This window comes from Microtetraspora sp. AC03309, from assembly GCF_020826795.1.
In the GTDB taxonomy this organism is placed as follows: domain Bacteria; phylum Actinomycetota; class Actinomycetes; order Streptosporangiales; family Streptosporangiaceae; genus Microtetraspora; species Microtetraspora glauca.
In genome coordinates, this window is sequence record NZ_JADDIL010000454.1 from 1 (window position 1) to 493 (window position 493).

1 pseudogene is annotated in these 493 nt (G+C 66.7%); it reads right to left on the bottom strand.

The annotated features are described in order from the left end of the window. A pseudogene (locus tag IMZ11_RS43820) lies at positions 1-464 on the bottom strand (tyramine oxidase); the annotation flags it as partial. Positions 465-493: the final 29 nt, after the last annotated feature.

The window sequence follows — 493 nt, forward strand, 5'->3', positions numbered from 1 at the left end:
TCTTCGACCCGCAGCACCTCCATGGTGTTGACGTCGATCACGCAGTGCAGCCCGCTGATTGGATGGGCGTATGGATTGGCGCCCGCGGCCTGCTTGTACCAGGTGTCCGACCAGCCGATCCGCCGGTCCCGATACTCGGGCGGCGCGACGGCGTCGCCGTAGGTCCAGGTGTCCATGAACACGTTGTCGAGGTCGGTGATGCCGCGTCTGGCCAGCGCGGCGATCACATCAGGATGGCGGCGCAGCACCTCGTCGCATTCGGTGAACTCGTCGACGGTGAAGTTGGCCTGCACGCCCGGCACGTGATCGAAGGTCTCCAGCCGGTCATCGGTCAGCGACACCACACCCTTGTAGGTGGCGTTCGCCGATCGGTCCAGACAGATGACCGCCGCCTTCCGGGCCGGTGTCGCACCGCCGCCTTCGAAATCGGCCAACTCGGCCTTCGACGGCTCAGCGAGTTCCACCGAGGCGATCCGCCAGCCCGCGCCCACTC